We start from the raw sequence: 25,881 nt of genomic DNA, 5'->3' as shown, positions 1-25,881 counted from the left end.
TTCTCCCCATAATTGAATTGGCATTGAAAAATCTGTAGCTACCGACCGCTAAAATTTAACAAATAATTTGCCCACTGCTTAAATAAATTAAATGACCATTCTTCCAGCATTAAAAATTGCGGTATCAAATAGGAGTCCCGCCACCATTGATCAGCTGTCACGGGGGTATGTTTCACCAGAGCTAACATCACTACGATAATGAGTCCGCCACGCGCGAGACCAAACACCATCCCCAATATTCTATCTGTGCCACTCAAGCCCGTGGCACGCACCAAGGCGCTGACCAAATAGCCAACTAACGCCCCCACAATCAGGGTTGCCGCAAAAAGAAGAGCGAAGGCTGCAGCCAGCCTGACAGACTGCAGTTCTATGTATTCGACGAGTAGTGTCGCCATACTAAAACTAAAAGTACGCGCAATAACAAAAGCCGTTATCCAAATAAAAAGTGACAACGCTTCTTTAACAAAGCCTCGTTTCACACTTATTAAAGCGGAAAGCGCAATAATACCAATGATCAACCAATCAGCCCAGTTCATGAGGGAATCACATCCATTGTTAACTGGCTTGCTGTATCAATATTTTCCATCGTACGCATTAAGGTAAATATCTCACTATAAAACCTTCGAGTTTAAATTCCTTTTTCAGCGCCACCGCGAGGCGCTCAACCTCCTTGCGATCCAGTTCCGGCCCTACTAGCACTCGCGCCATCGTATCTGTCTGATCTGGACGATAAGCTACGTAGGATTTATATCCCGCCTTGCGCAATCGATCACGCAACGCCTCCGCGTTTTTGGGTTCTTGAAAACTTGCTAACTGCAGCACCCAGCTGACTGGCAGGTTCCCAGGCTCTTGCTCAGTTACCTCTTGCTTTACATTAACACCTGCCACCTCTTCAACGTTTAAACTTGGCTGGGTTGGCTTAATCAATTGCGGTGGAGGGGGTTCTGGTCGAGCGGGAATATCTACCAGGATATCGCCTGCCGGGTGATCGGCATCATTGAATATCATCGGAATAAAAATAATGGCTGCTGCGACAATAATAATTGCCCCGATCAATCTTTGCTTAAGCCCATCATCCATGGATTAGCCCCTTGATTCCAAATAGGTTAATGCTTCGCTGACCGTATAAAATGAGCCGAAAATCACTAACAGATCCTCCTGTGTAAGCGTTTCGCAGAGATGTCCGAGGGCGCTGGATACGGAAGAATAGGATTCAACCGCGGCCCCCTGTTGTTGAATGACCGAGGCAAGCTTTTCACCGCTTAGTGCACGCGGTGTAGGTAAGTCGCTGACAGACCAATAGTCAATTATCGGTATCATTACTTGAACCATTGTGTCGTAATCTTTATCGGCCAAAATGCCAACCAATGCATGCACACAGCCTTTTACCGACTCCCTTTTCAATCGCTCTGCTAAATAGGAAGCCGCATGTGGATTATGGGCTACATCCAAAATAATTGGAACGGGCTTGTCAATCCGCTGATAACGTCCGGGCAATCTGGTTCGTAATATTCCTTGCCGTAAATGCACCTCGTCAATAGGCAGCTGCAGCCGCATTAAGGTCTGAATAGCGGTTGCAGCATTCTCTATCGGTATTTCAGGAAGAGGTAGACCGAAAAACTTTATTTGTTCTTTATTATTTTGCCCCCACCAATTCCAGGATGTTACTTTGCCATCCTCACTACGGGTAAGCTCATATCCAAATTCCCGTCCGCTGCAATCGAGATTAACAGCCAGTGACTCTGCATACTGCAATAGCGACAAAGGTGGATTTGGATCACCGCAGATGGCAGGCAATCCTGGCCGCATTATGCCTGCTTTTTCATAACCAATCGATTCCCTGCTATTACCAAGCCATTCTTGATGATCCAAGGCAACAGAGGTAACTACCGCAATATCTGGATTCAGAATATTAGTGGCATCCAAGCGCCCGCCTAAACCCACCTCTAACAATACAATATCTAAATTGGCTCTGGCAAAAAGGTCGAACGCAGCCAAAGTGCCAAATTCAAAATAGGTTAAAGGTATATCTCTGCGCGCTTTATCCACTCGGACAAAAGCATCGCACAGCGCCTGATCTTCGACAGGTAGCCCCTCAATTAGCACACGTTCGTTATAGTGGTGAAGATGCGGAGAAGAATAACAGCCCACTTTCAATCCAGCATTTGATAAAATATTAGCTAACAATCGAACCGTCGTTCCCTTGCCATTGGTACCCGCGACGGTAATTACTCTATGTGCAATCTTCGTTACCGGTAGCTGCTGTGCTACTTTGGCTACACGCTCTAACCCCAACTCGATTTCTTTCGGATGGAGCAACTCTAGCCGTTGTAACCACTCACCCAGATTCATACTGCGCACTTGGAAGGTGACGACAAAATCTATGGTGCTCTGATAACGTCAATTACTCTGTCACTTTGCTGGAGCTTAAATCGATTTGATTGCTTGCCAACTCCAATTCACATTGATTGGAGGCATTGAGGTGTGAACTTGACGGGACTAATTTCGATAGAATATCCGAAAGCCTATCCCTCATTTCGTAACGATTGATGATCATATCAATGGCCCCATGGTCTAATAAAAACTCGCTACGCTGGAAACCTTCAGGTAATTTTTCACGAACGGTTTGCTCAATCACTCGAGGTCCGGCAAAACCAATCAAGGCGTTAGGTTCAGCAACATTCAAATCACCTAGCATCGCAAGGCTGGCAGAAACACCACCATAAACCGGGTCTGTCAGCACGGAGATATAGGGAACGCATTTACGCTTCATTCTTTCAATGGCAGCACTAGTTTTCGCCATTTGCATTAGCGAAATTAAAGCTTCCTGCATACGCGCACCACCACTGGTGGAAAAGCAAATCAAGGGTAACCTTTGTTCAAGACAAGTATTAACCGCCTTTACAAAACGAGCACCAACAACAGCACCCATTGAGCCGCCCATAAAGTTAAACTCAAAACAAGCGACAACCACTGGAACCCCTTTCACTGCGCCTTTCATTACGATCAACGCGTCTTTTTCTCCGGTCGCCTTCTGAGCGGCAGATAATCGATCTTTATATTTTTTTGAATCCTTAAACTTGAGCTTATCTTCCGGTTCCAGCTCTGAGCCAATTTCTTCTCGTTGATCCGGATCGAGAAACAAATCCAGTCGCCGACGGGCACTAATGCGCATGTGGTAATTACACTTAGGGCACACATCATGATTATTCTCTAATTCAGGACGGTACAGTACGGCGTCGCACTTAGGGCATTTCTCCCACAAACCTTCTGGAACGCTACTGCGCTTCTTTTGGTTGGAGCGAACGACGGAAGGAACAATTTTCTCTAACCAACTGCTCATTTTTTGTATAACCCTTATCTGATATCAAGAAACTCAACAATGCCTCGGAGGCTCTTGCAAGAACAGCCGTATTGTACCCATATCAGCTCATTGCGTCGCCTAAGGATACAATTTTTTTAGTCTCGCTAGAGCAAGAAGGGTAAGTCGATAGTTGATTTGGGGATTGCAAAATGTTCTGGATAATCGATAGCCACTAAATACAGGCCGCATGCCGGGGCGGTTACACCGCCAAGTGCTCTATCTCTCGCTGCTAAAACCTTTTTCGCCCAGGTTACATCTTCCTTGCCGCAGCCAATCGCCATAAGCACGCCTGCAATATTGCGCACCATATGGTGTAAAAACGCATTAGCATGGATATCCATGGTGACCAGTTCACCACGCCGTTCTACTACAATGCGATGAACTGTCTTGACCGGACTCTTTGCTTGACAATGCACGGTACGATAAGAGGTGAAATCGTGCTCTCCCACTAAACTCATTGCGGCAATTTGCATTTTTTCCACATCGAGCGGCTGGCATTGCCAACTGAGTAGAGACGACATAATAGCAGGTCGTACAGCCCTATTATCAATAACATAGCGATAACGTCGTCCCGTGGCACTAAAACGTGCATGAAAGTCTGAACTGACAAATTTAGCCCAGCGAACACGAACATGTTCTGACAATTGCGTATTGGTGCCCAATACCCATGCGCGCTCATTGCGTGGTTCTTGAGTATCGAAATGTATTACCTGCGCCGTTGCATGCACACCAGTATCGGTTCGACCTGCGCATATAACACGAATTTGTTGCGCAGCAATTTTAGAAAGAGCACGTTCTAACTCCTGCTGAACAGTTTTTGCATCGTGCCCTTGAATTTGCCAGCCGTGATAGGCACTACCATCATATTCAATACCCAGTGCGACACGCACACCCAACTCGGTTTTAGTCTTTATCGTGGAATCGGGGGTAGTGAAATCAGGAGCACTCAAGAGATTTTTGCCGATAGTAATGAATTACTGATGATTAAAATTGATGAGGCGCCCATTGGACGCCTCAGTTGTCGCTAGGGTTTATCCCAGCATCCTGTCTTCAAAATTGATTTTACGCAATGCTCTCTAGCAGTTTTTTTGCCTCATCTCTTTGTTCTTCATTGCCGCTGTCTATTACTTCGTTGAGAATTTCTATTGCTGCATCCTTGTCCGCCATATCGATATACGCACGCCCCAATTCTAATTTTGTCGCCGCTTCATCGGTATCACCAAGAAAATCCAAATCATCCACTGAGGACGCTATGTCGTCGGCAACATCTGCTTCGTTCTCATCAGATCCAACGTCGTCAAGCGTAAACTCAATGCCCTCTTCCAAATCAGTATTTTTCTCTTGTTCCTCAATGTTATCGACATCATCATCGGCAAGATCAAACTCGGTTTCTTCGACGTCGCCACCAGAATCAATCGCATCAGCCTTGGCAACGGCTGTTTCTGCTTTGAGTTCCTCTAGTTTTGACAATGCCTCATCATCTCCGATGGCTTGTAAATCGGCCTCTTGCTGAGACAACCCCGCCACATCACCCGTAGCGAGGAATACTTCCACCAATTTAAGACGCAAGATAGCATTGGTCGGATTCTTATTCACCGCAGGACGCAACATTTCCAACGCGCGCTCATAGCGGCCATACGCAATATAAATATCAGCTTCTTCCACTAATTTACGGATTTCTGCTTCATTTTGAAGTGTCGCTGAGTCCTGTTTCGGTTGCTTTTGCTGGACTGCTGGCTCGACCGTGACATCGTCTTCAAGCTCGCTTTCCAAATCCTCCGGCAATTGCACATCCGGCTGAGTATTACCACCGATGGCTCGTTGAAGATCCTGCGGATACTCAGTCTCCTCGTTTCGTCTTCGAGAAACCGCACCCAGAATAACCAAACCAACCAAAATCAACAGAATAATCAAACCAATATAAATAGGATTATTCAGCAAAGTCGCAATGAGCCCTTGTTCTTGTTTTGGCGTGGATGGGTTCGTCTGCTTGCTATCGCTTTGACTCGCTGTCACAGAACCCTCATTTGATGTGCTGAGAGCCGCGGTATCTTGGTTTGTAACACTTAGCCCTGCAGCGGCTTGATCTGTACCAAATGCACCACCTGTGCTAGCGGTTTTCGCCTGTAGTATAGCTAACTGTTGATCCTTTAAGGTTAACAGCCGTTTTAAACTGTCAATCTGTCCTTGTAAATCATCAACATCCGTAGAGGAAATATTCGAAGAGACGCCATTATCCATATCGCTGAGTTCACCGGATAGTGCAGAAACATTATTGGATTCGCTTGCATCGTCATCACTATCACCCTCAAGTGAAGCACCAGAAGCATTTGCTGCCAATTCATCCGCAGATTCTGGTGCATCATCCGTTAGCAGTTTTAATTGGCCTTGGGGGACTGGAGTGGGCTCTTCTACATTGTCTTCAGAATGAATAGCTGAATCTTCTTCTTGGGTAGCATCTATGGTCCGGTTACCACGCCAAGCTTCATTTTGTCGCGCAATTTCCTCCTGCACCTCGGTTGCCGAAAGTGCTCGGATTTGACTGACATTGGGAATTTTTAGAATCTGACCAGCTTTTAGTAGATTGATATTATTGCGGATAAAGGCTTGTGGATTATGCCGTTGAATCGCCAGCATTGTTTGTCGAATAGTGACTTCGTTGCTGGGCCTGTTCTCTTTCGCTATACCCCACAGCGTATCGTTCTTTTTTACACGAACAGGGCTCCCATCTGTCCCTGAACTTGTACGAGTTTCACTTGTTACTTTTGATCTTGAACTTTCGTAGGAAGGCCTATTAACGCTTATTTCAGTCTTTTTTTTAGAGTTTGGTTTTGGGCTGCCGGATCCGTCTTGAGATCCGGCCGAAGCCTGACGTACGTTACTTGCGGGAGCCTCGGAAAAGATAGGTGGGTCTAGCAGTACCGTGTATTCCCTTAAAATACGACCACTTGGCCAATGCAGCTCAACTAAGAAATTGAGAAAAGGCTCACGAACGATTGTATCCGTTGTAACCTTAATGTAGGCATCTCCATTCTTCTTAAAACGGACTTCAAACTTCATTCCGGTTAGGAAAAATACACGTTCGACACCAGCACGGGCAAAATCTTTGTGATTTGCTAGATTTGGCAGAAGTTCATTCTTGGACAAATCGCCCACATTCAATAATTTGATTTCAGCTTCAAATTTTTGATTGAGCGCCGAATTAAGCTTTAACTCACCCAAACCCACAGCGTTCGCTAAGTTACTGCCCAGAGCGCCCATAAAAACTAACGCCACTGCAAGCTTGCGCATCATAAGACCCATCCTTTTTCTCCGTTATTGAGCCATGCCCACATACAAATCAGCTCTGGCCAAGATGATTCCCGGCTCATAATCGTACAATTCTGATTATTGGAAAGCTTAGTCTAATCTATGCAGAGTTCCAATAATTAGATCACAATTTATCCGCTATTAGCATTTCTGCAATTTGGATACTATTAAGTGCCGCTCCTTTGCGCACATTATCGGAGACAACCCAGAGATTTAGGCCTCTTGGATGTGAAATATCTTCACGTATACGACCAACGTATACAGGATCTTTGCCTGCTGATTCCGTGACCGCAGTTGGATACCCACCGTTTGCTCTCTTATCCATTAATTTAACACCCGGCGCCTTTTTCAATAATTTGTGGGCTTGTTCAACACTGATTTTTTCCCGTGTCTCAATATGCACGGCCTCAGAATGACCATAGAAAACGGGCACGCGGACACAGGTTGGGTTGACATCAATAGCATCGTCGGCAAATATCTTTTTAGTTTCCCACACCATTTTCATTTCTTCTTTGGTGTAGCCGTTTCCCATAAACACATCAATTTGCGGCAATACATTAAAAGCAATTTGCTTCGGATAAACACTCGATTTTGCTGGCTGTCCATTTAATAAAGCGGCAGTCTGGGTTGCTAATTCTTCAATTGCTTCTTTACCCGTACCCGATACGGCCTGATAGGTGGCAACATTAATACGCTCAATACCAACCGCATCATAAATAGGCTTGAGTGCAACCAACATTTGTATTGTCGAGCAGTTTGGATTGGCAATGATATTGCGTTGCTTATATTGATCCAGCGCCCAAGCATTAACTTCAGGTACGATCAGGGGTATATCGTCGTCATAGCGAAAGTGCGAAGTATTGTCGATAACCACACACCCTGCGGCTGCGGCTTTAGGTGCAAATTCTTCGGAAATGCTGCCACCAGCAGAAAACAGTCCTATTTGAGTTTGGTTAAAATCAAAATCTGCAAGATCTTGAACACTATATGACTTGTTTTTAAAGACAACCGTTTTCCCAGCCGAACGACTGCTCGCCAAAGGATACAAATTGCCCACCGGAAAATTACGCTGTTCCAGAATTTCGATCATTGTTTCGCCGACAGCGCCAGTTGCGCCAACGACTGCCACATCATAAAGTTTTGTCATATTTTAAATTACCCGTAAAAAATTCTGCCAGCAATACCGTACAGAAATATTCAATACACTCAGGAATTCACCTTTTACCTGAACAGCCTACCGCCCTTTAGCTGGATAGCAAGCAATTCATTACGAATGACTAAAGTATTCGCCGTTTCTTAAATATTTCTATAACAATTTGAATAAAAACAAACATCCGGGCGCTTGGAAACAGCGCTCGCAGCTGCTTATCATGAGATCGATTTTAGAGCAAAATGATTAGAACAATAAACAGTTTTGTACAAACTTTTATTGTAGCGCTTTAACAACCGCATCGCCCATCGCCGCTGTACCAACTGTTTCACTCGCAGCACCGACAATATCTGCCGTTCGATAGCCCTGATCCAAGACACTGTTGACGGCCCCTTCAATGGCATCAGCGACATCGGCACGATTAAAGGTGTAACGATACATCATTGCAACCGACAAAATGGTAGCCAGGGGGTTGGCAATACCCTTTCCGGCAATGTCCGGTGCTGTGCCATGAATAGGCTCGTACATACCTTTGTTTTGGCTGTTGAGTGATGCTGAAGGCAACATGCCGATTGAACCGGTCAGCATGGCAGCCGCGTCCGATAGAATATCGCCGAACATATTACCCGTCAGCATTACATCAAACTGTTTGGGAGCTCGCACTAACTGCATGGCGGCATTGTCCACATACATATGAGTCAACTCAACGTCGGGATACTCCGCCGCAACTGCCGCAACAACTTCTCGCCAGAGCACGGTAACTTCTAAGACATTCGCTTTGTCAACAGAGCACAAGCGTCCGCCACGCTTTTGCGCTGCTTGAAACGCGACATGGGCAATACGTTTGATTTCACTTTCAGAATAGACATAGGTATTGAAGCCTTCACGCTCTCCATTTTCGAGCGTGCGAATACCACGTGGTTCACCAAAGTAAATGCCGCCCGTTAATTCTCTGACAATCAACATATCCAGGCCGGCGACCAATTCTGGCTTTAATGAACTGGCTTCGGCAAGCTGGGGGTACAGCCTGGCGGGGCGAAAATTTGCAAACAAATCCAACCCTGAGCGCAATCCCAACAACCCCTTTTCAGGCCTGAGTGAACCATCAACGCTAGACCACTTGGGGCCACCGACAGCACCGAGTAAAATTGCATCCGCCTCTCTTGCCTTTGCCATAGTAGCATCAGGCAATGGTGTCCCCGTCGCATCAAAGGCAGCCCCACCGATTAACGCTTCGGAGAGCTCAATATCCAATCTGAATTTAGCTTGAACCGCAGCGATTACCTTGAGCGCTTCATTTATAATTTCCGGGCCAATACCATCGCCCTTTAAAACCAGTATCTTTTGTGGCATAAATCATTCCAATCAAATAGTTAGCAATAAAAGTTAAACATTTTTATTAAAAAGCCAGGGAGAGGTCTGCTTGCGCTTTTCTTCATAGGCACTAATGGTATCAGCATCCTCCAAGGTAAGACCTATATCATCGAGCCCATTGAGCAAGCAATGTTTGCGAAATGGATCGACCTCAAAGAGATATGACACTCCCGATGGTGTCATCACGCTTTGTTTTTCAAGGTCAATGGTTAGCTCATAACCAATTTTGGCTTCCACTTCTATATGCAGCTTATCAACTATATTTTTTTCTAAAACAATAGGTAACAGTCCATTTTTAAAACTATTATTAAAAAATATATCGGCAAAACTGGGAGCAATCACACAACGAATCCCGTATTCTAAAATCGCCCAAGGCGCATGCTCACGACTCGAACCACAGCCAAAATTGTCCTGCGCCAATAAGATACTTGCGCCTTGGTAGCGTGGCTGGTTAAGCACAAAATCCATGTTTAGCTGCCTCTTGCTGCTGTCTTGGCCGGGATAACCCTCATCCAAATAGCGCCATTCGTCAAATAGGTTAACGCCAAAGCCCGTGCGCTTTATCGATTTTAGAAACTGTTTAGGGATAATCTGATCGGTATCCACATTGGCTCTATTAATGGGAACAACAAGACCTCTATGCTGAATAAATTTTTCCATTTTCTTTCTCTTATATTGCAGATATCAAATAGTATTTTGAGTGACCGATACTAGTTATTCTTGTTGTTGCGACACATCAACAAAATGCCCAGCTATCGCCGCTGCCGCAGCCATCGCAGGGCTAACCAAATGAGTTCTCCCCCCCATACCCTGGCGACCTTCAAAGTTACGGTTTGAAGTCGAGGCACAGTGCTCCCCCGCGCCTAATCTATCCGCATTCATCGCCAGACACATAGAACAACCCGGGGCACGCCATTCAAACCCTGCGTCTATAAAAACCTGATCCAAGCCTTCTTCTTCCGCCTGCTGTTTAACCAGCCCCGAGCCAGGAACCACCAACGCCTGCTTAATAGAACTGGCTACTTTGCGTCCCTGAACAACCGCTGCCGCAGCGCGGATATCTTCAATCCGCGAATTTGTGCACGAGCCAATAAACACACGATCAAGCCAGATGTCAGTGAGCGGCGTATTCTCCTTTAACCCCATATACTGTAATGCTCGCGCATAACCCGTTTGTTTAATAGGGTCATCTTGCTGAGCCGGGTCGGGAATCAACTGATCAATAGGTAACACCATTTCCGGAGAAGTACCCCAGGTTACCTGAGGCTTAATATCATCACCGCGTAAGACGATAGTTTGATCAAAATGAGCATCCTCATCACTAACCAACTGACGCCATGCGGAGACGGCCTGTATCCATTCATCACCTTTTGGTGCAAAGGGCCGACCCTGAATATAGTTGATGGTAGTGTCGTCTACTGCAACCATACCAGCTCGAGCACCTGCCTCTATCGCCATATTACAAATAGTCATGCGCCCTTCCATGCTCATATCGCGAATCACCTCACCCGCAAACTCTATCGCAAAGCCGGTGCCACCGGCGGTGCCAATCTTACCGATAACCGCTAGTACAACATCCTTGGCGCTGACACCGGGTCGTAACTTGCCGTCAATTCGAACCAGCATGTTCTTCATCTTTTTCTGAATAAGGCACTGTGTCGCCAGTACATGCTCCACCTCAGAGGTACCAATGCCGTGCGCCAAACATGCTAACGCGCCATGGGTTGAGGTATGGGAATCACCACAGACTAAGGTCATACCGGGTAAAGTCGCGCCCTGCTCCGGCCCGACCACATGCACAATACCCTGACGGATATCACGAATTTTGAATTCTAATATGCCAAACTCGTCACAATTATCATCTAATGTCATGACCTGGATTTTTGAGACAGGGTCTTCAATACCATCAATTCCCTGCTCACGCCCTGTCGTAGGCACATTATGATCAACTGTGGCTAAATTGGCATCGATTCGCCATGGTTTACGACCAGCCAAGCGCAGCCCTTCAAAGGCTTGCGGAGAAGTGACTTCATGCAGTAAATGCCGATCAATATAAATCAGCGCAGTGCCATCGGCGCGCACTTTTACCAAATGATCCTGCCAAAGTTTATCGTAAAGGGTTTGACCCGCCATGCATTCTACTCCTATCTAATGCTTGATCCGTCCGCGAGAAACCAACAAGCCTATTTCACACAAGAAATACATATGCTACATTCCAACTTCAGATAACACAAATTCATATTTTTTATAGTTTTGATTCCAAATAGGAATTAAATTATTTATACAAGCGAAGAACCGAAGAGAGAATCTAACACCACATGGATATTCATACTCTCAACGCCTTTATTCAGGTCGCCGAAACCGGATCTTTTTCGCTAGCGGCTGATCTTCTCCACATTACCCAACCCGCCGTCAGTAAAAGAATCGCGATGTTAGAAAATCAACTCGGTCTGCGCCTGATAGACCGGATTGGGCGTCGCGTCGCTCTGACGGAAGCAGGTGCCAACCTACTACCTCGCGCCATTACAATTTTAGCTGACATTGAGGATGCCAAACGCAGTCTAACCAATCTGTCGGGCACAATAACAGGCGTATTAAATATGGGAATCAGTCATCATCTGGGGCTGCACAGACTACCGCCCGTGTTAAAGCGCTTTTCTGATCTATACCCAGAGGTCAGCCTAGATATCCGCTTTCTAGCGTCAGAGACTGCCTATGACGAGGTATTACAAGGCAAAACAGAGCTCGCTTTGACCACGCTTGCGGAGGAGCCTGTTGATAAGATCAAAACACAAGAGGTCTGGCCCGATCCCCTGTATTTCGTTGCTGCTCTGGATCATCCTTTAGCAAAAAAGCAAAAAGTAACGCTCAGAGACTTTGCGATGTATGGCGCTATTCTCCCTGAGCTGAACACCTTCACAGGTGCTATGACAAAAACACTATTTGAGGAAAACCACGTCCAGCTAAGGGTTAGTATGTGCACTAATTACTTGGAAACCATCCATATGATGGTCAGTATTGGCTTGGGCTGGAGTCTGTTACCGCTTACCTTGGTCGACTCGAAACTGAAAATATTGGAAGTAGAAGGCGTTTCTCTATGCCGAAACCTAGGCGCCATCTACCACCGAGATCGCACCCTCTCCAATTCAGCTATCGCTTTTTTGGAACTCTTGCGTTCGGAAACTGATGAAAGCAATGACTAACGCTAGCAGACAAACCGCCGTTGACATAGCAAAGGTTCCTCTTGCCCCCATATTCGCCCATAAGTAGCCACTTAACACAGCCCCAACCGCCGCACCAGCACCGAAACTCGAGGAGCTATACAAAGCTTGTCCCTGCCCTTCATGACCTCCGCCGAAATAACGATGCACCACTTCGATGGCGGCCGCATGCAAAGCGCCAAAACTAAAGGCGTGGGCGCATTGCGCCAGAATCACTAACCCTAAATACTGGGTGCAATAAGCAATGATTAACCAACGCATAGCGGTAATAAAAAAACTAATGAGAAAAATAGTGCGTAGGCTGTAGCTCCGCATGATTCGGTGCATATAAATAAATATCACAACTTCTGCCAACACCCCCAAGGCCCACAATTGCCCGATGAGTGCGCGGCTGTAACTATATTCCTCTAAGTGGATACTGAAAAAGACATAATAAGGCGCGTGTGATATCTGCAACAAAAATGAAACAAGAAAAAATGCAACGACCGCCGGTTGCTTAACAATTTCCCACAACCCCTGAGTTGCTTCCAAATCAGTCTGAGCCGGTCTCTCTTTTACCCAGACTGTACTAAGCCAAATCATCAGCATAAAAAAAGCAATCGCGTGGGGTAAATACCTAATATTAAGGTAGTCAAAAATAACGCCCATCAACGCAACAGCTCCAATAAAGCCAATAGAGCCCCAGAGCCGGACATGGCTGTAAGTGCTGCGCTTATCAGCCAAGTGTGTCAAGGTGATCACTTCGAACTGAGCTAATATGGCATTCCAAAAGAAACTGTAGCAAAAGATAACTATGGCTAACCAAATAAAACTATGAGAGATAAAAATGCCGAGGAAGAAAAGAAACCCTAAACTGGCACCAACACGAATGATGTAAAGCCGTTGATTAGTTTTGTCGGCCAGCCAACCCCAAATATTTGGGGCCACAATACGCGTACAGGACATAACGGCGATCAGCCACCCAATCTGTTTCGCATCAAAACCTAAATCTTTGAGAAACAGGCTCCAATAAGGCAGCATTGCACCAAGAGCCGCGAAGTAAAAAAAATAAAAGCGGGAAAGCGGCCAATAGGGCACCTTGTGCCCTGTGGAGGAGGCGTCACATCCTGGCATGAGTTATTGATCGGTTGAGGACGGAATAACCGGTGCGCCTGGCGTTACATCGCTGTTTTGCCCTCTATTGCGAAGCAGGTGGTCCATCAGCACAATAGCCAGCATTGCTTCAGCAATGGGAGTGCCACGAATGCCGACACAAGGATCATGGCGTCCTTTTGTGACGACTTCAACGGCATTGCCATTGAGGTCAATGGTGCGACCTGGGATGGTGATGCTGGATGTCGGCTTTAGGGCAATGTGAGCGACGATATCCTGACCTGTCGAAATTCCGCCTAAGACACCTCCTGCGTTATTAGACAAAAAGCCTTGCGGCGTCATTTCATCTCTGTGCTCGGTGCCCTTCTGCGCTACCGATTTAAAGCCCGCGCCCAGCTCCACGCCTTTCACCGCATTAATGCTCATGAGGGCGTGAGCGATATCGGCGTCAAGGCGATCAAATACCGGCTCGCCTAACCCCGGAGGTAAACCGCTGGCAATGACCGTAATTTTTGCGCCCACAGAATTACCTTCACGGCGTAATGCATCCATATATTTTTCTAACTCAGGAATTTTATCGGCATCCGGGCAGAAAAAAGGATTGGTTTCAACTACACCCCAATCCACCTTATCCATTGTGATAGGGCCCAACTGCGATAGATAACCACGCACGCTAACGCCTAGTTTTTCGGCCAGATATTTTTTCGCAATGGCTCCAGCGGCAACACGCATTGCCGTTTCTCGTGCGGAGGCACGACCACCGCCTCGATAATCCCGAAACCCATATTTTTGTGTATAGGTGTAATCGGCGTGACCAGGGCGAAAACGATCCATTACTTTGGAATAATCAGCCGAACGCTGATCCGTATTTTCAATGACCATCCCTATCGGTGTTCCTGTGGTTTTACCCTCGAACACACCAGATAGAATTTTTACTTCATCAGCTTCTCTGCGCTGAGTCGTAAAACGCGATGTACCTGGTTTGCGTCGATCCAAATCCCGTTGTAGATCTGCCGCTGAAATTTCCAATCCAGGTGGACAACCATCCACAATGCACCCTAATGCAGGACCATGGCTTTCACCGAAGCTGGTTACTGTAAATAATTTACCTATCGTATTACCGGACATAGATTTCCAAAACTATTTGCTGATACTGTTTGTTAAAAAAGTGACTTATATTGTTTTAATTGAGCCGCCGTGAGCACAAATACACCATGCCCTCCCCGCTCAAAATCCAACCATAAAAACGGCACACCTTCACAGGCTTTGCGCAATGCGGCCTCAGAGTTACCTACCTCTGCAACCAAAACGCCATATTCGGTTAAATAGTCACCAGCTTTTCTTAAAATTTCTCGAATACAATCCAAGCCATCAGCGCCAGCAGAAAGACCGAGCTGTGGCTCGTGTTTGTATTCTTCTGGCATGTCGGCAAAATCCTGTGCGTCCACATAGGGCGGATTACTAACAATTAAATCATAGCCTTTCAGAGGAAGCTCATTAAACAAATTTGACTGGTAAAGCGACACGCGTTTTTCCAGATGATGGTTGCGGATATTAATTCCGGCCACCGCGAGCGCATCCTCAGACACATCGGAAAGGTCAACCTCAGATTCTGGGAAGGCCATGGCACAGGCAATTCCGATACAACCGCTACCGGTACAAAGGTCCAAAATCTGGTGTACCTCATCACCACATAACCAAGGCGTAAAACCACGCTCGATGAGTTCCGCGATGGGCGATCGCGGAATCAACACCCGCTCATCAACATAAAAGGGCAAGCCAGCAAACCAGGCTTCATTGGTCAGGTAAGCCAGTGGTATTCTTTCGTTCACTCTTCTTACGACAACACGACAGATATTTTCTTTTTCCTGCCGTGTCAGTCGCGCATCCATCGCCGTATGATCTGTGTCCCAAGGCAGGTGCAAACAACCAAACACTAGCAGAACCGCCTCATCCCAGGCATTATCAGTGCCGTGCCCAAAAAACACCTTCGCCTGATTAAAATAACTAGCGGTCCAGCGAATATAATCACGCAAGGTGTGGAGTTCATCGAGCGGGAAATTTGGTTGATTTTTTGTCAGGCTCACTGGGCATCCAAGGTAAGAAATGTCCAGCAATTCTAACCAATCTCGTTACAAATATCCTGCTTATTGCATGCAAATTAATAAACAATCGAAATAAAGCGCTTTACCTGCCTGCTGCCATGTCGTAGGGTAATATTTTTGACTAAACAGGATTTATTGATGGAAGAGCATTTTGCAAAAATCATCGAGTCAATAGGCGAAGACCTAACGCGAGATGGCTTAAAAGACACCCCCGCCCGAGCAGCAAAGGCCTTCGCCTTTCTCAACCGCGGCTATACCCAAAATATTACCGATGTGGTAAATGGCGCGTTATTTGACTCAAATTCCGATGAAATGGTGATTGTACAGGATATCGAGCTTTACTCTCTGTGCGAACACCACCTGCTGCCCTTTATTGGTAAATGCCATGTTGCTTACATCCCACAAGGAAAGGTGTTGGGACTATCGAAAGTAGCACGCGTGGTTGATATGTTCGCCCGCCGTTTGCAGATTCAGGAAAAGTTAACCCAGGAAATTGCAGAAACAATCAAACAGGTCACGAATGCTAAAGGTGTTGCGGTGATTATTGAAGCCCAACACATGTGTATGATGATGCGTGGGGTTGAGAAGCAAAACTCTGTCATGAAAACATCTGCGATGCTAGGCGCTTTCAGGAATAATGCGTCGACTCGCAGTGAATTTCTCGCTTTGATCAGCTAACCGTCTAATCGCCTTGTAACACTAACTCAATACGGCTGGGCTCTTTAGCGGCATTGCCCATTGGCGCTAACGGCCCGATGCCGCGCGCTTCTAGTCTGGCTTCTTCGATACCCAGACTCGTCAACGCCTGCTTCACTGAGACGGCACGTTTGAGTGACCTTGCCACCAAGGTATCCAGCGTTCCGGTTGAATTGAGGTGTCCGACCACATAGAGCTTCAGACGAATATTTTTATTCAACGCTTTAACCAAGGTATTGAGCGATGCAACTGACTCCTGTTCCAACTCATCCTGTTCATTAAATACCAATTCGACAAGGGATAGGTGTTTGTTTTGCCGTAGACTTTTTAACAACGCATCCGGATTGATACTCAAATCTTGCGTTCGGTTTAATTTTGTTTCTAACAAATCCAAATGGACATAGACACGCTTATTACCGCGCATAATGCTATAGAGAACAACCAACAACTCTTTATCATCCAGCTTAATTCTGAAGACCGAGTAATGCTGATCATGATCAGGCCCATAGAGTATTGAAATTTTAAAAATCTCATTTGCCCAGTAACTGCTGCTTCCACACTCTCTAGCAGCGCAATTAAACAACAGTTCCGCTGACGCCAGTTGACTGGCGTAATACTGAAAGGCCGCCAGTGACGAGTATCCTTCTGGAATTCTATAAGTGATTCGGGTAAGTCGTCCGTTAAGATGTTTGACATACTCCGGTGCTAATTCATTGTTCACCCTTTTTAATTTGCCCAATACCAAAGCGTAATTAACCTGCTGGGAGCTGCTATACTGCTCAATTTTAGCGCCTGGGTAGCGGTTGATTCCTGCATAATCTGAGGCCCCGGCCACATCTTCGGACAGGTCAAAAGCAGCCAACATTTGATGAAAGAATAAACCAATGAGAGAGATAACGAGTCTAACTGCGAGCGTTTTTGTCATAGTAGATTAAATTGCGCCGATGTTGCCAAAGTTCATGACGCATTTCTAACACAGATCGCAGCGATAACCAAAGACTAGAAGAAAAAACCGCATATTTTATTGAAATCTATCCAGACATCCGCGCACTAAAATCCCAGGAAGTAAGCCAAGTCGGCTCTATCCGGATGGCAAGCTCCTGATCAACACGGCTTAACAGCCAATTTCTGAGTTTCTGGTTCTTTTCAGCCAAATATCTATCAATCAAATTTGGCAGCACAATGCCAGCTTCATCGTGCAATAAACTCACTACCCCTTGACCACGAACGCCTTTATAGGGCATTTCATTTGACGCTACTTCAAACGCACACTTGGCATTGTAAGAAAGTAATTTGCAGACTTTTGAGTTTTTATGAACCGCGCACCAGAAATAACCATCGCGATAGAGATACCAAAGCGAACACACCAGTGGAAACCCATCCCGATCATTACAAGCGAGCCTGATTGGAATAACGGCTGAACTCAAATAGGACTGAATTTTATCGATAGCCCAGGCGCTGGTATGACAAAGCGGAAGCGGATGTTCTCTGTGCATTGCATACTCCTATTTTATTAGTCTCTATATTAATCGCTAAGAATATTTCAGCTCATCAGGGACGTAATACTGCTTTAATGACCTTACCCTGTTCTGAGTCAGCAACCGCCTGATCTATCTCTGCCAATGAGTAAAAACTGATTAAGCGATCAATCGGGAAAACACCTTCAAGATACAGCTCCACCATTTTAGGTATAAACACATCAGGAATACTATCTCCTTCGATAATTCCTTTCACGGTGCGACCAAACATAATGCTGTTCATATCGAGAGAAACTTCCGTCCCCATCGGCGCGGCGCCAACTAATCCACAAACACCTGTCACACACAGACAATCCACGGCCTGCCGGAAAACCTGCGGGGAAGCGGTGCATTCGAGTGAATAATCAGCACCACCGTTAGTAATATCAACAACTTTTTCGACTACATCAACTTGCATTGGATTAATGCTATGGGTTGCCCCCAAGGAGAGCGCTAAAGCGAGTCTTTCTTCATTTAAATCCACTGCAATAATCGGTTCGCAACCCTCTATTTTTGCCGCCATTACCGCCGACAAGCCAACTGAACCACAGCCAAAAACGACCAGACTCTCCCCTGCTTCCGGTTGTAGCGAATTCATCACCGCGCCCGCGCCGGTCTGAATGCCGCAGCCCAATGGACCAAGCAGTTCCAGAGGTGCAGTTTTATTAACCTTAATGGTGTTCGCTTCAGTTGCTAAGGCGTAACTCGCAAATGAGGATTGCCCAAAAAAATTGCCGTGCAAAATTTCACTACCCTTATGCAAAGTACAGGAACCGTCATCACGCGTACCAGAAAAATTACATTCGAATATTCTTAGACAATGGCTGGGATCGTCCTTCTGACAATTACGGCACTCACCACAGGAGCGGTAACTTAAAACCACATGATCTCCGGGTTGTACCTTAGTCACATTTTCGCCGACGGCCTCAACAACACCGGCACCCTCATGCCCGAGCACCGAAGGGAACGGCACCGGATACATTTGATCGCGGCAGCTCAAATCCGTATGACAAACGCCAACACCCACGATACGCACCAGCACCTCATTGGATCGAGGTGCTTCAATTTCTAACGCCTCCACTTCGAATGTTCCAGACTTTTCTCTGACTACTGCTGCCACGATCTCCATAAATCCTCCTCAAGGTGTTATGCGATAAACATCTCTCGCATTGATAAAAGCTACGCCTGACACAAGAGAAAACTGTGCTTGCTGAAGCCAATATATTACTGCCAGACTAAAACATCATCCCAATGCACCGATATCAAACTCACGCCAACACTAGCCCAATTCCGCAAAAGATTGCGTTTTGGTAACGATTATTGCATCCTTTTAGGCTACACCTCTACCAATAAGGGATAGAGGAGGTTAGGATTATGACGATTAACCTAGATTCATCAGCCCTCGCACAAACACCCAGCTTCGAGATCAATGATCCCGCCAGCATTAGCGCTTATATGTCAAACGCTTTTCGTCCTAACCAAAGTATCGTTCGAGGGAAAAGTCTTCCAGTTGCCTTCCGGCACAATAGCCTGCAATTCGGTACCACCACCATCAATCTAGTACGCTACGGAACGGCAGCACGTGTGGAGGCGCCACCCGCAAAAGAAATATTTCTCGCCATGTTTACCCTTGCCGGAAAAGCTCGGGTCGATCAAGGTGACCGACAGTTTATTGCGGATTCAGGTACCTTCTGTGTGCTGAATCCAAACCGGCATTTAAACATCGAACTTTCAAACGACTTTGAGCAATTAACTATAAGGATTGCTGATGATGCCGTCCGCCGCTCACTGTTACAGCTAAGTCATCGCGAATTAAAGCAACCGTTGGAATTCGCTCCTGTCGCTTATTTGATCAATGGCCAAGCCGCAAGCTTCGCCCGTTTAGTAAAAACCATCTGTGAAGATATGCGCAACCCCTTACAGGGCTTAGCTCATCCGGCCGTATCGAAACACTTGGAAGAAGCCCTGGTTAACCTCCTGTTAACCGAGTTCAACCACAACCATTCTGACAAGCTTGAAAGTCCCCTTGACAGGCTTACGCCCTATTTTTTAAAACGCGCCCAAGAATACATTCATGCTAATCTTGAACAACCTATCAGTATTTCGGAGATAGCTACCGCCAGCGGAGCAAGCGTAAGGTCTTTACAGAATGCCTTTAAACATTATCTCAATACCACCCTCACCCTCTATCTTCGTCATCAGCGTCTTTATAAAGTCCGGCACGCCTTGCTGAGCGCCGCTGCCAATGGTTTAAGTGTCACCGATATCGCTCTTGCCCATGGCTTTACTCACCTCAGTAAATTTTCCCACTACTATAAGACATTGTTTGGTGAATCGCCTTTACAGACAAAAACAGGACAACGTTAGCTCAGAGGCTCCCTCTTACAAAGGCTTTATCGCTTCACCTTTAATCATGTATGCGGCAAAAGGAGGCGACATTTTAGGGTTTCGGTATCGCTCAATATTTTTGAATTCAAAACCCGCTTTACTGAAAACGGCTTCCGTATCTCTATTTAGGTGACAACCACAACCGAACACCTTCCAGGCAGGATTAATAAATTCCTGTACCCGCTGCATTCTGCCTTCCGGAAATCGGACATGCTCAAAAAACAGTAATTTCCCACCCGGCTTAAGCACCCGAAAGACTTCTTTCGCAGCGCTCTCAGCATCGGGAATGGTACAAAAAACTAAACAGGCGATTGCCGTATCAAAGCTGTTATCCTCAAACGTCATACTTTCACCACCGCCAATCACAAACTCGTAACGATCAACAGCGATTTTTAAATTACCCTGATCGGCAATTTTACCGAGTCTTTTTTTCGCTTTCTCAACCACCGCCACACAGGGCTCTAAGCCAACTATTTTTTCCGCTGCTTCTGTATAGAACGGCAAATTACTACCGTTGCCAACCCCTACCTCTAATACCTTCCCTGTAGCACGCCTGACCATCTCTTCCCGCTCTTCCTTAAGACCGGCAAGCGCGATGTCCATAATCGCGGGTAATATGTGATCTTCATGAATACCCATACTTTTGTTCTCCTCAATCCACAGTTCTATTATGATTCCTCAACCGTTATTAACCGCTTCACGAGACAGGAATATAACTAATATTACCGTAAAATTATAACTATAAACAAAAAAGGCAGCCGAGGCTGCCTTTTTTGGATCATAAAGGGTGCTGATTGTTACCAGCCAGTTATCTCCGCCAAAGCGTCACCAATTTGCGCTAAGCTTCTGACGGTTTTAACACCAGCATCTTCCAACGCTGCAAACTTTTCGTCGGCGGTACCCTTGCCACCGGAAATAATAGCGCCTGCATGGCCCATGCGCTTGCCCGCAGGAGCGGTAACACCGGCAATATAGGAAACCACTGGTTTGGTCACATTGGCTTTGATGAAGGCTGCCGCTTCTTCCTCTGCGGTGCCACCAATTTCACCAATCATCACGATTGCTTCGGTTTTATCATCGTCCTGGAAGAGCTTCAAAATATCAATAAAGTTAGAGCCTGGAATTGGATCGCCACCAATACCGACGCAAGTAGATTGCCCGAAGCCGTGGTCTGTGGTTTGTTTCACTGCTTCATAGGTCAGTGTGCCTGAGCGCGAAACAATTCCGACCTTACCAGGCAAATGAATATGGCCAGGCATAATTCCGATCTTGCACTCTCCGGGTGTAATGACGCCAGGACAGTTAGGGCCAATCAGGCGCACGCCCAACTCGTCACACTTAACTTTGGCATCTAGCATATCCAGAGTTGGAATACCTTCGGTAATACAAACGATCAATTCAACGCCAGCATTAGCCGCTTCCAAAATAGAGTCTTTACAAAATGCAGCCGGAACATAAATCACAGACGCGGTGGCACCAGTACCAGCCACGGCTTCACTTACTGTATTGAACACTGGTAAACCAAGATGTGTCTGGCCACCTTTACCGGGCGTCACACCACCTGCCATTTGCGTACCGTAGGCAATGGCTTGTTCTGAGTGGAAGGTACCCTGCGATCCAGTGAAACCCTGGCAAATTACTTTGGTGTTTTTGTCGATTAAGATACTCATTATTAATTCCCCGCTGCTTTCACGGCTTGCTCAGCCGCTTCAGTTAAACTATTCGCAGCAATAATATTCAAACCACTTTTTGCCAAAAGCTCCGATCCTTTATCGGCGTTATTGCCTTCCAAACGCACAATAACCGGGACTTTCACGCCTACTTCTTCTACTGCACCGATAATGCCTTCGGCAATCAGATCGCAACGCACAATACCGCCAAAGATGTTGACTAGCACCGCTTTAACATTGTCGTCTGAAAGAATGATTTTGAACGCCTCAGTGACCCGCTCCTTAGTCGCACCGCCACCAACGTCTAGAAAGTTTGCGGGAAACCCACCATGCAGCTTGACGATATCCATAGTCCCCATCGCCAAGCCAGCACCATTGACCATACAGCCGATGCTGCCATCCAAGGCCACGTAATTAAGATCCCATTTGGCCGCATTGGCTTCTCGCTCATCTTCCTGACTGGGGTCGTGCATCTCTTTGATCTTTGGCTGGCGATACAGCGCATTGCCATCCACATTGATTTTAGCATCCAGACAGTGCAGATTACCTTCTGTAGTAATGACTAGTGGATTTACTTCGATCAGCGCTAAATCTTTTTCTTTAAATAATTTGGCAAGGCCCATAAAAATCTGGGTGAACTGCTTAATCTGAACACCTTCAAGACCAAGCTTGAACGCTAATTCTCGTCCTTGGTATGGCTGAGCACCAACTAACGGGTCGATAACGGCTTTTAAGATTTTTTCTGGCGTTTCATGCGCAACTTTCTCAATTTCCACGCCACCTTCGGTCGACGCCATAAATACGATACGGCGGCTAGCACGATCTACTACCGCACCAAGATACAATTCCTGCGCGATATCAGTACAGGTCTCCACCAAGATTCGGCTTACCGGCTGACCATTGGCATCTGTTTGGTAGGTTACCAGTCGGTTACCTAGCCATTTACGTGAGAATTCTTCGATTTCTGCTTTGCTGGTCACCAGCGCCACACCGCCAGCTTTACCACGTCCACCGGCGTGAACCTGGGCTTTAACCACCCATTTATCGCCACCGATAGTTGCCGCTGCCGCTACGGCCTCCTGAACAGTTTCCGCTGCTATACCCTGAGATACAGGCAAGCCATATTCGGCAAACAGTTGCTTGCCTTGATACTCGTGTAAATTCATATTTCTCTACCAAGTTTAATTAACACTAATGAAAATCCTAGCTGATTGCGAGCTGATGATTAGCAATACCTTTGCCTACACCATCCGCAAGCTTGAAAATTCAACCTCTAAAAATACTTATATTACAGAACGTTACAGAAAATACTTAACGTTTTTTACGATTAGGCATATGAATCGCATGTCCGTTCGCTGCGAGCGCTGCCTCATGTACCGCTTCAGATAATGTCGGATGCGAGAATACCATTAAACCAATATCTTCCGCGCTAGAGCCGAACTCCATGGCAATAACACCCTGCTGAGCCAAATCACCTGCACTGGGCCCCAAGACATGCAGACCAAGCACACGATCTGTTTCTTCATGAGCAATTATTTTCACCATGCCATCTGCATCGTTGGCGGCAAGCGCTCGACCACTAGCCGCAAATGGAAACACGCCTACTTTATAGGGCACGCCTTCCTGCTTCAGCTGTTGTTCCGTCTTGCCAACCCAAGCGACTTCGGGGTGGGTATAAATCACCGAAGGAATCAGGTCATAGTTGATCTGGGCCTTTTTACCCGCGATCAGCTCCGCCACCATAACCCCCTCTTCCGAGCCTTTATGCGCTAACATCGGGCCTCGTACCACATCACCAACAGCATAAACACCAGCGACTGCAGTTCTACATTGTCCATCCACAACCACAAAACCACGCTCGTTCAGCTCAACTCCAGCATCTTGCGCAAGCACATTCGTGGTAAACGGACGACGGCCGACCGATACGATTAACTTATTAACGCTTAATTCCTGCTCACCCTCAGCATCGGTGTACTGAATCGTAACAGAATCCTTACCCGCTTTGGAGCCAGTAACGCGAGCACCCAAACGAATATCCAACCCCTGTTTTTTACAAATTTTTAGTGCTTCTTTGGCGATTTGTTCGTCGACCAAAGGTAAAAACTCCTCCATTGCCTCCAGGATAACCACCTCAGAACCAAGTCGCTTCCACACGCTGCCCAACTCCAGACCGATAACTCCCGCCCCAATCACACCGACTTTGTCCGGCACTTCCTGGAATGCCAGTGCGCCTTCATTATCAACAATAGTATCGCCATTAATAGGTGTTGGCGGTATTGCCACCGGCACAGAGCCCGTGGCAATGATGATATTCTCCGCTTCCAGAATCTCAGCATTACCTTCATGCGGTGTAAATTCGACTTTTTTGTCCGCTAACAGTTTTCCGGTACCGGCCAGACTAGTCACCCCGTTGGCTTTAAACAGGCCACTAATACCTGTGGTGAGGGTGCTAATTATTTTTTCCTTGCGCTTTATCATAGCGGGCACATCAATAGTGACGTCCGCTGTACTAATCCCATGTACCTGCAAACCGACTTTGGTCTCATGATATTTATAGGATGAGTCCAACAGCGCCTTCGAGGGTATACAGCCCACATTTAGGCAAGTACCACCCAAAACTGGTTTACCCTTTGCATCTAACCATTTATCGATACAGGCCGTGGACAACCCCAACTGGGCAGCACGGATCGCACTGACATAGCCAGCTGGCCCACCACCGATAACGATCACGTCATACTTTTGTGACATTAGAAAACTTCCTCGATTTCTGTTTTAGACTTGTAACAAGATGCGTGCTGGATCTTCCAGCAGTTCCTTAATCGTGACTAGGAACTGCACCGCTTCACGCCCGTCTATCATACGGTGATCATAAGACAGCGCCAAATACATCATCGGTAAAATTTTAACTTCACCCTCTACCGCCATAGGGCGTTCTTGAATTTTGTGCATACCAAGTATCGCGGTTTGCGGTGGATTCAGTATCGGTGTCGACAACAAAGAACCAAATACACCACCGTTTGAAATGGTAAAGGTACCACCAGTCATTTCATCGATTCCCAACTTTCCTGCCCGGGCTTTTTCTCCATAGGCGGCAATACTGGCTTCAATATCTGCCACTCCCATGGTTTCAGTATTGCGTAATACTGGCACCACCAAACCCTTTTCAGTAGAAACAGCCACACCGATATCCTGATAACCATGATAGACAATCTCACTGCCATCAATCGACGCATTCACCGCAGGAAAACGTTTCAAGGCTTCCACCGAGGCTTTGACAAAAAACGACATAAAACCTAGCTTGACGCCATTGTGCGCCTTTTGGAATTCGTCTTTATATTTTGTCCTAAGCGCCATTATCGGTTGCATGTTAACTTCATTATAGGTGGTCAACATCGCCGCTGTTTGCTGCGCCTGTACTAGCCTAGCAGCGATGGTCGCACGTAGACGCGTCATAGGCACACGCTTTTCCGGACGTTCACCTTGCGGCTCGGCAAGTGCTTCCGATGCGCTCGTTTGCGGCTGGTTTAAATGAGTAAGTACATCTTCTTTGGTGATGCGTCCAGCTTTGCCCGAAGCAGAGATACTGGAGGGCTCCAAGTTATTCTCACTGATTAATTTACGTGCAGCGGGACCCGCAACCGCTTCATCAATGCGTGCTTCGCTCTTAGCGACTTCCGGCGTTACTGCAGCGGCAGCGCTAGCCTGCACTTGCGGCGCCTCCGATTTCGCTGCACCTTCACCCTTGGCAAATTCGGCGATCACTTCGTTACTTAATATCGTGTCACCCTCTTCTTTAAGAATTTTTGATATTTGCCCATCGGCTGGCGCTACCACTTCCATGACAACTTTGTCCGTTTCTATATCAACAATCAGTTCATCTCGATTGATCGCTTCGCCAGGACGCTTGTGCCAAGTAGCTATCGTTCCTTCAGCGATGGATTCGGGAAAAGCGGGAGCTTTAATTTCAATAGTCATTTTTAGTTCGTCCATTCTTT

24 protein-coding genes are annotated in these 25,881 nt (G+C 46.5%); 3 read left to right on the top strand and 21 right to left on the bottom strand.

The annotated features are described in order from the left end of the window. Positions 1 to 38: 38 nt before the first annotated feature. The 10 genes from H6995_06595 to leuC all read right to left on the bottom strand — a co-directional run bounded on the left by H6995_06595 (position 39) and on the right by leuC (position 11,330). Complete coding sequence (locus tag H6995_06595) at positions 39 to 536, bottom strand: CvpA family protein (GenBank protein ID MCP5214656.1); 498 nt, start codon at positions 534 to 536, stop codon at positions 39 to 41. Between the two features lie 58 nt (positions 537 to 594). Continuing rightward, the gene (locus H6995_06590) at positions 595 to 1,080 is read right to left on the bottom strand and encodes an SPOR domain-containing protein (GenBank protein ID MCP5214655.1); all 486 of its coding nucleotides are present in this window, start codon (positions 1,078 to 1,080) and stop codon (positions 595 to 597) included. A gap of 3 nt (positions 1,081 to 1,083) precedes the next feature. Continuing rightward, on the bottom strand, positions 1,084 to 2,361 hold the full coding sequence (gene folC / locus H6995_06585) for a bifunctional tetrahydrofolate synthase/dihydrofolate synthase (GenBank protein ID MCP5214654.1): 1,278 nt from the start codon (positions 2,359 to 2,361) through the stop codon (positions 1,084 to 1,086). 43 nt (positions 2,362 to 2,404) lie between these two features. After that, the gene (locus H6995_06580; protein ID MCP5214653.1) at positions 2,405 to 3,343 is read right to left on the bottom strand and encodes an acetyl-CoA carboxylase carboxyltransferase subunit beta; all 939 of its coding nucleotides are present in this window, start codon (positions 3,341 to 3,343) and stop codon (positions 2,405 to 2,407) included. A gap of 125 nt (positions 3,344 to 3,468) precedes the next feature. Further along, positions 3,469 to 4,254 (bottom strand): tRNA pseudouridine(38-40) synthase TruA, encoded by a 786-nt coding sequence (gene truA, locus H6995_06575; GenBank protein ID MCP5214652.1) that lies wholly within the window; start codon positions 4,252 to 4,254, stop codon positions 3,469 to 3,471. A gap of 172 nt (positions 4,255 to 4,426) precedes the next feature. Next, entirely contained in the window at positions 4,427 to 6,658 is a 2,232-nt protein-coding gene (locus H6995_06570; protein MCP5214651.1) for a FimV family protein, read from the bottom strand. Positions 6,659 to 6,797: 139 nt separating this feature from the next. Then, entirely contained in the window at positions 6,798 to 7,820 is a 1,023-nt protein-coding gene (locus tag H6995_06565) for an aspartate-semialdehyde dehydrogenase (protein ID MCP5214650.1), read from the bottom strand. A gap of 279 nt (positions 7,821 to 8,099) precedes the next feature. Further along, complete coding sequence (leuB, locus tag H6995_06560; GenBank protein MCP5214649.1) at positions 8,100 to 9,176, bottom strand: 3-isopropylmalate dehydrogenase; 1,077 nt, start codon at positions 9,174 to 9,176, stop codon at positions 8,100 to 8,102. A gap of 33 nt (positions 9,177 to 9,209) precedes the next feature. Continuing rightward, positions 9,210 to 9,857 carry a 3-isopropylmalate dehydratase small subunit gene (gene leuD / locus H6995_06555; GenBank protein ID MCP5214648.1) on the bottom strand — a complete coding sequence of 216 codons (648 nt, stop codon included), beginning with the start codon at positions 9,855 to 9,857 and terminating at the stop codon, positions 9,210 to 9,212. A 54-nt stretch (positions 9,858 to 9,911) separates the two neighbouring features. Next, complete coding sequence (gene leuC / locus H6995_06550; protein MCP5214647.1) at positions 9,912 to 11,330, bottom strand: 3-isopropylmalate dehydratase large subunit; 1,419 nt, start codon at positions 11,328 to 11,330, stop codon at positions 9,912 to 9,914. Positions 11,331 to 11,515: 185 nt separating this feature from the next. On the opposite strand from leuC, the gene H6995_06545 reads away from it, so the two are divergent. Continuing rightward, positions 11,516 to 12,400 carry a LysR family transcriptional regulator gene (locus tag H6995_06545; GenBank protein ID MCP5214646.1) on the top strand — a complete coding sequence of 295 codons (885 nt, stop codon included), beginning with the start codon at positions 11,516 to 11,518 and terminating at the stop codon, positions 12,398 to 12,400. Here H6995_06545 and H6995_06540 read toward each other — a convergent pair. Genes H6995_06540 through prmB form a run of 3 tightly spaced genes read right to left on the bottom strand, consistent with a single transcriptional unit; the run spans position 12,344 to position 15,591 of the window. Then, the gene (locus tag H6995_06540) at positions 12,344 to 13,531 is read right to left on the bottom strand and encodes an MFS transporter (GenBank protein ID MCP5214645.1); all 1,188 of its coding nucleotides are present in this window, start codon (positions 13,529 to 13,531) and stop codon (positions 12,344 to 12,346) included. The two genes, H6995_06545 and H6995_06540, sit on opposite strands and share 57 nt — an antisense overlap. Positions 13,532 to 13,534: 3 nt before the next feature. Beyond that, positions 13,535 to 14,638, bottom strand: coding sequence for a chorismate synthase (gene aroC / locus H6995_06535; GenBank protein MCP5214644.1), 1,104 nt, complete (start codon positions 14,636 to 14,638; stop codon positions 13,535 to 13,537). Positions 14,639 to 14,670: 32 nt separating this feature from the next. After that, complete coding sequence (prmB, locus tag H6995_06530) at positions 14,671 to 15,591, bottom strand: 50S ribosomal protein L3 N(5)-glutamine methyltransferase (protein ID MCP5214643.1); 921 nt, start codon at positions 15,589 to 15,591, stop codon at positions 14,671 to 14,673. A 162-nt stretch (positions 15,592 to 15,753) separates the two neighbouring features. Between prmB and folE the strand changes: the two genes are divergently transcribed. Then, positions 15,754 to 16,293: a GTP cyclohydrolase I FolE gene (folE, locus tag H6995_06525; protein ID MCP5214642.1), complete on the top strand. Its 540-nt coding sequence runs from the start codon at positions 15,754 to 15,756 to the stop codon at positions 16,291 to 16,293. Between the two features lie 4 nt (positions 16,294 to 16,297). On the opposite strand, the gene H6995_06520 is transcribed toward folE, so the two are convergent. From H6995_06520 to H6995_06510, 3 genes are all read right to left on the bottom strand, one after another. Beyond that, a complete protein-coding gene (locus tag H6995_06520) occupies positions 16,298 to 17,236 on the bottom strand; it encodes a DUF4892 domain-containing protein (protein MCP5214641.1) in 939 nt (312 codons plus the stop codon). A 106-nt stretch (positions 17,237 to 17,342) separates the two neighbouring features. Then, complete coding sequence (locus tag H6995_06515; protein MCP5214640.1) at positions 17,343 to 17,807, bottom strand: pyridoxamine 5'-phosphate oxidase family protein; 465 nt, start codon at positions 17,805 to 17,807, stop codon at positions 17,343 to 17,345. Positions 17,808 to 17,862: 55 nt separating this feature from the next. After that, positions 17,863 to 18,957 carry an NAD(P)-dependent alcohol dehydrogenase gene (locus H6995_06510; protein ID MCP5214639.1) on the bottom strand — a complete coding sequence of 365 codons (1,095 nt, stop codon included), beginning with the start codon at positions 18,955 to 18,957 and terminating at the stop codon, positions 17,863 to 17,865. 245 nt (positions 18,958 to 19,202) lie between these two features. Here H6995_06510 and H6995_06505 point away from each other — a divergent pair, with 245 nt between their 5' ends. Then, complete coding sequence (locus H6995_06505; GenBank protein ID MCP5214638.1) at positions 19,203 to 20,195, top strand: AraC family transcriptional regulator; 993 nt, start codon at positions 19,203 to 19,205, stop codon at positions 20,193 to 20,195. Between the two features lie 15 nt (positions 20,196 to 20,210). Here H6995_06505 and H6995_06500 read toward each other — a convergent pair whose 3' ends face one another. The 5 genes from H6995_06500 to odhB form a co-directional block, all read right to left on the bottom strand. Then, on the bottom strand, positions 20,211 to 20,855 hold the full coding sequence (locus H6995_06500) for a class I SAM-dependent methyltransferase (protein MCP5214637.1): 645 nt from the start codon (positions 20,853 to 20,855) through the stop codon (positions 20,211 to 20,213). Positions 20,856 to 21,013: 158 nt separating this feature from the next. Beyond that, entirely contained in the window at positions 21,014 to 21,886 is an 873-nt protein-coding gene (gene sucD / locus H6995_06495; protein MCP5214636.1) for a succinate--CoA ligase subunit alpha, read from the bottom strand. Positions 21,887 to 21,888: 2 nt separating this feature from the next. Further along, entirely contained in the window at positions 21,889 to 23,052 is a 1,164-nt protein-coding gene (gene sucC / locus H6995_06490) for an ADP-forming succinate--CoA ligase subunit beta (GenBank protein ID MCP5214635.1), read from the bottom strand. 145 nt (positions 23,053 to 23,197) lie between these two features. After that, a complete protein-coding gene (lpdA, locus tag H6995_06485; protein ID MCP5214634.1) occupies positions 23,198 to 24,634 on the bottom strand; it encodes a dihydrolipoyl dehydrogenase in 1,437 nt (478 codons plus the stop codon). A gap of 24 nt (positions 24,635 to 24,658) precedes the next feature. Further along, the gene (gene odhB, locus H6995_06480) at positions 24,659 to 25,861 is read right to left on the bottom strand and encodes a 2-oxoglutarate dehydrogenase complex dihydrolipoyllysine-residue succinyltransferase (protein ID MCP5214633.1); all 1,203 of its coding nucleotides are present in this window, start codon (positions 25,859 to 25,861) and stop codon (positions 24,659 to 24,661) included. Positions 25,862 to 25,881 lie beyond the last annotated feature (20 nt).

This window comes from Pseudomonadales bacterium (assembly GCA_024234615.1).
Classification (GTDB): Bacteria; Pseudomonadota; Gammaproteobacteria; order Pseudomonadales; family IMCC2047; genus JAJFKB01.
This window is presented reverse-complemented; position numbering and strand designations above follow the sequence as displayed.